7 protein-coding genes are annotated in these 8,730 nt (G+C 68.4%); 5 read left to right on the plus strand and 2 right to left on the minus strand.

Annotated elements, in window-relative coordinates; all coding sequences use genetic code 11:
- Window positions 1-78: 78 nt before the first annotated feature.
- Both MJ777_RS21035 and MJ777_RS21040 read right to left on the minus strand, forming a co-directional pair.
- A complete protein-coding gene (locus MJ777_RS21035) occupies window positions 79-996 on the minus strand; it encodes an alpha/beta fold hydrolase (RefSeq protein WP_239309066.1) in 918 nt (305 codons plus the stop codon).
- A gap of 400 nt (window positions 997-1,396) precedes the next feature.
- The gene (locus tag MJ777_RS21040) at window positions 1,397-1,879 is read right to left on the minus strand and encodes a phage holin family protein (protein ID WP_239309064.1); all 483 of its coding nucleotides are present in this window, start codon (window positions 1,877-1,879) and stop codon (window positions 1,397-1,399) included.
- 677 nt (window positions 1,880-2,556) lie between these two features.
- On the opposite strand from MJ777_RS21040, the gene MJ777_RS21045 reads away from it, so the two are divergent.
- The 5 genes from MJ777_RS21045 to MJ777_RS21065 all read left to right on the plus strand — a co-directional run bounded on the left by MJ777_RS21045 (window position 2,557) and on the right by MJ777_RS21065 (window position 8,254).
- Entirely contained in the window at window positions 2,557-3,504 is a 948-nt protein-coding gene (locus MJ777_RS21045; RefSeq protein WP_239377548.1) for a hypothetical protein, read from the plus strand.
- A gap of 364 nt (window positions 3,505-3,868) precedes the next feature.
- On the plus strand, window positions 3,869-4,987 hold the full coding sequence (gene ssd / locus MJ777_RS21050; RefSeq protein WP_239309060.1) for a septum site-determining protein Ssd: 1,119 nt from the start codon (window positions 3,869-3,871) through the stop codon (window positions 4,985-4,987).
- The gene (locus MJ777_RS21055) at window positions 4,984-6,375 is read left to right on the plus strand and encodes a TadA family conjugal transfer-associated ATPase (RefSeq protein WP_239377549.1); all 1,392 of its coding nucleotides are present in this window, start codon (window positions 4,984-4,986) and stop codon (window positions 6,373-6,375) included. The genes ssd and MJ777_RS21055 overlap by 4 nt, the downstream gene beginning before the upstream one ends.
- Window positions 6,369-7,331 (plus strand): type II secretion system F family protein, encoded by a 963-nt coding sequence (locus MJ777_RS21060; RefSeq protein WP_239377550.1) that lies wholly within the window; start codon window positions 6,369-6,371, stop codon window positions 7,329-7,331. Before MJ777_RS21055 ends, MJ777_RS21060 begins: the two co-directional genes overlap by 7 nt.
- Window positions 7,328-8,254 (plus strand): type II secretion system F family protein, encoded by a 927-nt coding sequence (locus MJ777_RS21065; RefSeq protein ID WP_239377551.1) that lies wholly within the window; start codon window positions 7,328-7,330, stop codon window positions 8,252-8,254. Before MJ777_RS21060 ends, MJ777_RS21065 begins: the two co-directional genes overlap by 4 nt.
- The last annotated feature ends 476 nt before the right edge of the window (window positions 8,255-8,730 follow it).

Raw genomic sequence — 8,730 nt, forward strand, 5'->3', positions numbered from 1 at the left:
GTATCAGTGTGGCCCCGGGAGCACAACCAAAGACCGCCCGAACACAACAAACCAGACAGGCGGTTTTCGAAACACGGGTCAGCACGCGAGCCAGCTGACGATCTCTTTGGTGATGATGTCCGGTGCCTCCTCCGGGAGGAAGTGCCCCACCCCGTCCAGCAGCTTCCAGGTATAGGGACCGCTGACGTAACGCCCGGAGCCCTGCGCGGTCGAGGCCAGCATGCACCGGTCAAGACGGCCGTGCAGCTGCAACGTCGGCGCGGTCACCGGCTGCCGGCGCAGAGCCGCCGCGAACCGAGCACCGTCCGGCCGGAACAGCGATCGGAAAGCCCACCGGTGATACTCCAGGGAACTATGCGCAACCCCAGGGATCCGGATCGCCTCGCGATAGCGGTGTTCCACCTCAACAGCTGGATAACCAGGACCGCCCCACAACCGCAACAGCCGCCCTACATCTGCCGCGTCATCGGCGACCAGCTGCCGCTCCGGACGCCACGGCAGCTGGAAGGCGATCAGATGGCGGGCCGAGAGACCCTGCCCGCGCGGGCTCGCCACCATCTCGTGCCGGACCCGCAGGGGATGGGGCATTGCCAGCACGACAAGACCGCGTACCAGCCGCGGAAAAAGCGCCGCCGTCGCCCACCCCGCCACACCACCCCAGTCGTGCCCGACAATCACCGCGTCCCGCTCACCGAGCGCCCGGACCAGACCGGCAACATCATCGGACAGGGTGAACACGTCATACCCGCGTGGCGGCTTGTCGCTGGCGCCGTATCCACGCAGGTCCGCAGCCACCACCCGGTATCCGGCCGCGGCGATACCGGTCAGCTGGTGGCGCCAGGCCCACCAGAACTGTGGGAAACCATGTAGCAACAACACGAGCGGACCATCGCCAGACTCGACCACGTGCAGGCGAGTGCCATTGGCAGATATGTCACGATGCTGCCACGGACCGTCCACAAGGACGGTGCTGATCTCTGGAACAGTGGCCTCCATCGTGTCTCAGGATGACAGACCGGCGACCTGGTCGATCCGTGCCCGCCTGCCTGCCCGGCCCGCCCACAGCGCTCTGATCCACCCACCCCGGCGTTCCGCCGATGCGTCCCCCGAGCCCGCAACGGGCTATGGGTGCCCCGATGCTGCCTCGCTGGATCTCTGTGGATCTCCGTGGATCTCCGGCGGAGATCCACGGAGCCTCAGAACCTGTACAGAAAATCCAAACCAGGCTCTCAGAGCGTGTTTGAGATCGTCATTCCGGCTCGCCGCGACCAGACGCCCCCTGGCTGCGTTGTCGGCCACACCGATACAACTCATCCGGTATCGCTTCGGCCTGCCGCCTTGCCAGGGGGCGCCTGGACGCGGCTCACTGATCGAAAGCCCGATCTCACACACGCTCTCAGTGGCTGGAGACCGAGTTCCGCGCGCTGCCCGGCACGTGTCCGTTGGAGTGGTTTGCCGCACCACCCGCGACTGTCGTCGGATGCTTCAGCCACGCGATGTCCTCCTTGACCGTCCGCAAGGTGCGCTCGGGTGGCGAAACCTTCTTCAACCGCGTTGCCCCGAACAGAGCCAGCATCCCGGCGACGACCAGATAGAGCAGCGTGGTCAGGAAGTACGCCCAGAACCGCTCCACGCCGGCCCAGGTGAACAGCTCTCCGAACCCGATCGTGACCGCGATCAGAGCGCCGAGGCCGAGGCCCGCGGCAGCCACCAGGAACCCGACGCCAAGCGCGGCAGACATAGCCTGCTTCGAAAGCTCCGCTTTCGCGAGATCGATCTCCTGTCGGACGAGTAGTGACAGGTCTCGCGCCGCGACCGCGACAAGTTCACCGAGTGTCGCGTCTCGGCCGGCCGAGCGGTCCTGCGTTGGAGTCGACACCGTTGCTCCTCCTTCTGGTGGCCCGTGGGCCTCGGGCGCGCGAAACGATTCCTGATCGCGTACCGTTGGCCAGCGGGCACGGGTTGTCCCGCGCCGGAGTGGCTGCTGGTCGCGCGCACCGCGACACGAGGCAACGGCCGATACCGTCCAGGTCACCAGATGGTGCCCGATCGGCAACAGCCAACACATCCGCAACGCTCGTGCGTGGGTGTTCCGCGCGGGTGTTGCGACCGCCTCGGCGGCCTATGCCTCCCTCACATCCAGCTCCCCCACCTTCATACCGCTCTCGGGCCCCGGCCGGCGCGAAACAAACGATCATTTGACTGAGTACGGTGCGACAATCCTGTATCACCCGCCGCGGACGCCTCTTGCGCAGTCTGCCGTGTCCAGAGCCGGCCCGCCGGCCAGACGCGCTGTGATGCGCGCGCCTGGCCGCTCCGGGCAGTTTCGCCCAGGCCTTCGGACGCCACCGCAGGACAAACGGACCACGGCGGCGCTACGTTCGTCCAGTTGCGGAACGGCCGTCAGACGTTCCCGAGGTACTCGGGAACGCCGGAGCCGCCGCGTCGGCCACAGCAGATTCGATCATGACTCCTCCCGCGGCGGCGGAGATTCGCCGCGCCCGCGGGATGCCCAGCTGCCCATCTGTGGTGCGGGCGGGCTGTAGCGTACGGACAATGACCGCTGTAGTCGGGTCGGACCCCCTTGCCCGCCTCGCCACCCTGCCAGGTGTCACCGACGCGGTCGCCGCTGCCCGAACCTCTGTGGACACCTTGCTGCGGCATCGGGTCATGCGCCGCGACAGCGCCAGGGTGACCGCCGAGGCCTCCCTGCGCACCGCGCGCGCATCCGCGGCGCTGGACGGTCACGACATCGCGCTGGACGACCTCCGCGCACACCTCGGTCACGATCTTCGACCGGCGACAGCCGCCGGCGGCAGCGACTCTTTCAGGGCCGCGCTGGGCGCGGTCCGGCTCTACGCGGAGCTGGGGACGCTGCGTGATACCTGGGAGCAGGCGCCCCGCCAGGCGCTCGCCCGCATGCATGTGCTTGTCGCGCGTGGGCTCATCGCGGACGCCGATCTCGGCCGCCCACGAGTAGCGACCTGGCCAGCCCCAGGAGCCGCGTCGGCAGCCATGAACGACCCGCTGGGGGGCCCGGGCGGCCCCGCCGGCCCGGTGGGCCCTCTCGGGCTCGGCCCAGCGCCCACGCCCGCCGAAGCCACCGCGCGCCTGGACGGGCTCACCGAGTTGTTGATGGCCCGGACCGCAGCTCCGGCGATCATCGTTGCGGCGGTCGTGGAAGGTGAGCTGCTGGCCATCCGCCCGTTCGGCGGCTTCGACGGGATCATCGCCCGGGCGGCTGGACGACTGGTACTGATCAGCCGCGGCCTCGATCCCAAAGCCGTGACCGCGACCGACGTCGGGCACATCGAAGCCGGGCGGATCGACGGTCACCGTACCTACGCCAACACCCACGCCAAGGCCTACGCCGATGCGGTGCACGCCTACCTGGGGGCGGATACCCACGGCGTCGGCGCATGGGTCATTCACTATGCCCGAGCCGTGGAGCTGGGTGCCCGCGAGTCCCTCGCCATCTGCGAAGCCATCGCCCGGGCCGACTGAGATAGCACCGATCAGGTCAGGACAACGCTGCGGTGGCCGGGCGGTTTGGCCACCGGTTGAGAGGGTACGCACAACGGGCCGAGCGAGCTTACCACGCCACTGTCCGGCAATCGTGGGATCCCTGGCGGCTGACCGCGAGATCCCACGGACGGCTCCCGCGACGCCCCCCAAACGGGAGCCGTCCCTCGGTCAGCCACGCCAGTCAGCCAGGCGGCGTTGGCCACGCCGCGTTGGCCACTTCCTCAAATCGGCTTAAACCTTTATTAGACCATATGTGCCGCCTGTGGAGGGAAAAACATCCACAGGCGCCACATAGGTCATGGTGGGCGTCCGTCCCCATTCCTGACGACGGAAGGGCCTTGCCATGACATCCGCACCGCCCGATCTCACCCACGCGGCGCCCGGAGCTGACCCGAGCCTCCGGCCGCTTGCCATAACCGATGATCCACAACTGCTCGACGACATCATCCGGCTCGCCGCAGCCGCCGGCGTCACCGTGGACGCGGTCGTCGATGCCCATCTTGCCCGCAGATACTGGAACAACGCCCCGCTTGTCGTCGTCGGCAGCGACCGGGTGACGTCGTGCGTGGTCGCTGGGCTGCAACGGCGGCCAGGCGTGGTGCTGCTGAGCGCCGATCTCGACGACGGCGGCGTGTGGGAGGCAGCCGTGCGTCTCGGCGCCGAGCACGTGGCTTTTCTGCCGGACGCGGAGGAATGGCTTGTGGACGTTTTCGCGGCCGCCGCCGAACCGGACCAGCGCCGCGCCACCGTGGTAGGCGTGATCGGTGGACGGGGTGGCGCCGGGGCTACCAGCCTCGCGATCGCGCTGACTCTGGCCGCCCTGCGCCGAGATCTTCAAACGGTGCTGGTGGACGCCGACCCGCTCGGCGGTGGGATCGACCTTGCTCTGGGGATCGAGAACCGGCCAGGCGCGCGCTGGCCGGATCTCGCGGACGCCCGCGGGCGGGCGCCTCGCCGCATGCTGACCGATTCGCTGCCGTCCCTCGGGGAGCTCGCCGTACTGTCCTGGGACAGAATCAGCCCGAGCGCGATTCCACCGGTCCTGATGACCTCGATGTTGGCCAGCACCCGGCGCGGCAATGACGTGCTCGTTGTCGACCTTCCCCGGTCTCCTGACCAGGCCGCGGCTATTGCGATGCAGATGGCTACAATGATCATTGTAGTCGTGCCGGCTGAGGTCCGTGCGATCGCCGCTGCCGGCCGGATCTGCGGTACCGCAAACCGGCACTGCGCGGACGTCCGAATTGTCGTGCGCCTCCCCGGCCCGGCCCGGTTGGCTGCCGGCACCGTCGCGGACGCGCTCGCGCTGCCGGTCGCCGGGGTGCTTCGGCACGAATCGGGGCTCGCCACCGGGCTGGAACGGGGAGAACCACCGGGTAGCCGACGCCGAAGCCCACTTGCCCGGGTCAGCGGACGGATCCTCGATGAACTCGGCTTTGCCCGTACGGACGTGGCTGTATGAGCGGTTATCCGGGCGGGGGTCCGGCCGCGGGGGCGACACCGCGCCATCCGTCTGGCGCCATCGCGGTCGAACGGACCGAGCGCGCTCACCCACAGCCCGCAGCGGGCGTACCAGCCACCGCGGCCACCGGCGGCGCAACCACGGGACCACGCCCCGATGAGGCGCTCCTGGCCGGGATCCGGCGCAGGCTCGTGGACGCGGACGCAACACTGACATCCTCGCGAATCGCCGTGGCGGTCCGGGCGGAGACCGGACCTGCCGGTAACGACTCCCTCGCGCTGCATCGGTCACTGCGGTCAGAACTGATGGGTGCGGGCCCGCTCGAGCCACTGCTCGCGGACCCGTCCATAACGGACGTTCTTGTCAACGGACCCGGCGAGGTCTGGGTGGACCGAGGCGCTGGTCTCCAGCGGTCCGCCATCACCTTCGCCGACGATGACGCGGTGCGCCGCCTCGCGGTCCGGTTGGCCGCGGCAACCGGGCGACGCCTTGACGCGGCGACGCCGTTCGCGGACGCGAGACTTGGTGACGGCACCCGTCTGCATGCGGTCCTCGCCCCGATCTCGGTAACAGGGACCTGCCTGTCGCTGCGAATCCCCCGGCGGCGGCCCTTCACACTAAATGATCTTGTGGAGATCGGGACAATACAGCCCGCTATGGTGGAGGTGTTGGACGCGCTCGTCCGCACCCGTATGACAACCCTGATCACGGGCGGGACGGGGTCAGGAAAGACCACCGTGTTGGCCGCGCTCTTGGGCCGGGTCGGCCCGGACGAACGTGTCGTGATCGTGGAGGACACCGCCGAACTCGTCGTCGGTCTGGCGCACGTCGTACGGCTGGAATCCCGCCCGCCCAACATCGAGGGTGCCGGCGGAATCGACCTGCGCGATCTGGTTCGTCAAGCGCTACGGATGCGGCCTGACCGAATCGTCGTCGGCGAGGTTCGCGGGGCCGAAGTCGTGGATCTCCTCATTGCGCTTAACACCGGCCATGAGGGCAGCTTCAGCAGCGTACACGCCAATAGCGCAGTGGACCTCCCACCGCGCCTGGAGGCCCTCGCCGCGCTTGCCGGACTGGACCGCGCGGCCCTGCACAGCCAGCTTGCCTCGGCCGTACAGGCTGTCGTCCATATCAGCAGAGATCGCGACGGGACACGCAGGCTGACCGAAATCAGCGTGTTACACCGCGATCAGAGCGGGCCTGTCCGCGTACTGGCCGCCCTGCGCCTACGCCGCTGGCACGCAACGTCGATGGATCCCGAACCTGGGACGACGGCCAGCGTGGTCGTGGCCGAGGCAGGCGCACGTGTCCTTGACCAGCTGCTAGCCAAGCGCGGCGGCCCACGTCTTGGTGTGCTTCGCGGCGACCCCGGCAGCCCGCGATGCTGATGCTGGCGCTGGCCACCGCCTGCTCGGCCGCTGCCGCGGCACTCGCCTCAGGGCCGATCGGACGGCGTCCGCCACGGGTTCGGGCGGCGACGCCGGTGACCGAGCGGACCAGCACAGCCGGCGAGCTGAGTGGTCCGCCGAAACCGCCGTCCGCCCGTTTCCGACCACCGCTGGCAATATGGTCAATATGGTTGATATGGGCATTTGTGGTAGCTGTCATTGGCACATGTTTCGGGCTGGCAGCGGCCTGCATCACCATCATCGGTACCGTGACGGCCCACCGTGCCCGACAGCGCGCCGCGATACGGCGCTGGCGCAACGCCCAACGCGCGGACGCACAGGAGATCCTGTGGGCCCTCGCCACCGAGCTTGAGGCGGGCCGGAACCCGTCCGACGCGCTGCGTACAGCCGTCGAAGACCTCGGTCGCGACGATGCCGATGCCGGCCGGCCGCTCCTGCCCCGGTACCCGCGGGACACCCGCACCCGCGTAAGCGACTCACTGGCCCTGCGTACTGGCCTTGCGCACCGGGCAGACCCCGCGACCATGCTGGCATGCTGCGAAGCAGCGACGCTACGCCAGCTTGCGGCCGCATGGCGGGTGAGCCAGATCGCCGGTATCCCGTTGGCTCCGATGGCGAACAGACTGGCCACGGTTATCCGGGACGAGCGCGAGAAAGACGGCGAGGTGTCAGCGGCGCTCGCCGGGCCACGGGCATCAGGACGGCTCGTCGCATCGCTGCCTCTCGCCGGGATCGGCCTGGGCGTGCTCATCGGCGCCTCCCCTTTGGACGTTCTGCTCCACACCCCCGCCGGAACCGCCTGTCTCGCGATCGGTATCGCGCTCGACCTCGCCGGCCTGGCATGGATCAACCGACTCACCGAACAGGCTGGCGCACACGCGGGGAGCGACCAAAACCGTTACGGCGCCCGACCAATGACGGCGGAAGCGTCGTGAACCCACCTCCGCAGTGGGCCATGCTTGCCGCCGCGGCGGCAAGCATGGCGGCGGCGTCCTGGCTGACCGGGACGACGACGCTGGGTGAGCGCGTCCAGCGCCGGACGCGCTCACTTGCGCAGCCATCCCATGCCGGCACGGCACCGAACGGACAGCTGATCACTGAACACATGCCAGTGATCAGCTACTCAACATCCAACGATCATTGGATTGACAACCATCCACACAGCGAGCCACAACGAACGACGGGCCGGTCGCGGCTTCAACGGATCACGTTCGGGATAGCGGCTGCTCTCGGTCCTCTCGTCGTATTCAACGGCCCCGCGGGCGTACTGATCGGACTCGTCCTCGGGGTAGCTGCGGTCCGTCTACTGGCTGGCAGGCCGGACAACCACTCACGACGCCGCTACGAACGCCTTGCTGATGATCTTCCACTGGCCCTCGATCTCATTGCGGCGTGTCTAACGGCCGGTGCGCCCGTCGTGACAGCTCTGGAGACCGTTGCCGACGCGGTCACCGGGCCGCTCGGTGCGGAACTGAGCCTTGTCGGGCGTGCTTTGCGACTGGGCGCGCCCATCGACGAAGCCTGTCGCCGGCTACTCGAGCCCGGCCTCGGAGAACGACCCCCGATGGACTGGTGGGCCGCCATACGCGCGCCGGAAATCACCACGGCGGTACGCGAGATCGCGACCTTCGCACGGGCGCTGGCCCGAACCGAGGACTCGGGCGCCCGGCTGGCCGCCACTCTCGCACGGCTCGCGGACCAGACTCGGGCGCACCACCAGGAACATGCCCTGGCCGCCGCACGCCGGGCAGGAGTCACCGCGGTGGCGCCACTCGGGCTGTGCTTCCTGCCCGCGTTCCTTGCGTTGGGGGTCGTGCCGGTCATAGCGGGCGCGGGCAGGGGACTGGCGCCGCTGTAACTGTGCCTACTGGATCTGCGACTGTACCCACTGAAGCCACTGAAACTGAAGCCACTGAAGCTGTACCCGCCGAGTCCAGCCGTCCGGTCCAGTCCGGTCCGTCCGGTCCGTCCGGTCCGGTCCGAGTGGCAGGGGATGGCGTGCCCATCGACGCACAACGCTGGGAGGCCAGCCCGGCGGACTGGTGAGCTCAGTTTGTCGTTTGGCCTGTCAAGCGTGTCACCGTCAGCTGGCCGCACGGTGGAAAACAAAGCGTTATCCACAACCTGGTTCTCGCACTCGCCATCGACCCACTCATACGAAATAATGGCCGTATGGACGGAGAAACATTCCGTCGCAAGCCAGAAATCCCGTAATCGGTCGGGGCCGCTGATCTGGAGGTCACCCATGATGCCCACGCTCCCGGCACGCGGCCCGCTGCGCATGACTCATTGGAGACAGCTGTTGACCAAGCTGTTCGTTGGGCTTTTCACGCA

The sequence above is a fragment of the Protofrankia sp. Cj5 genome, assembly GCF_917627405.1.
Classification (GTDB): domain Bacteria; phylum Actinomycetota; class Actinomycetes; order Frankiales; family Frankiaceae; genus Protofrankia.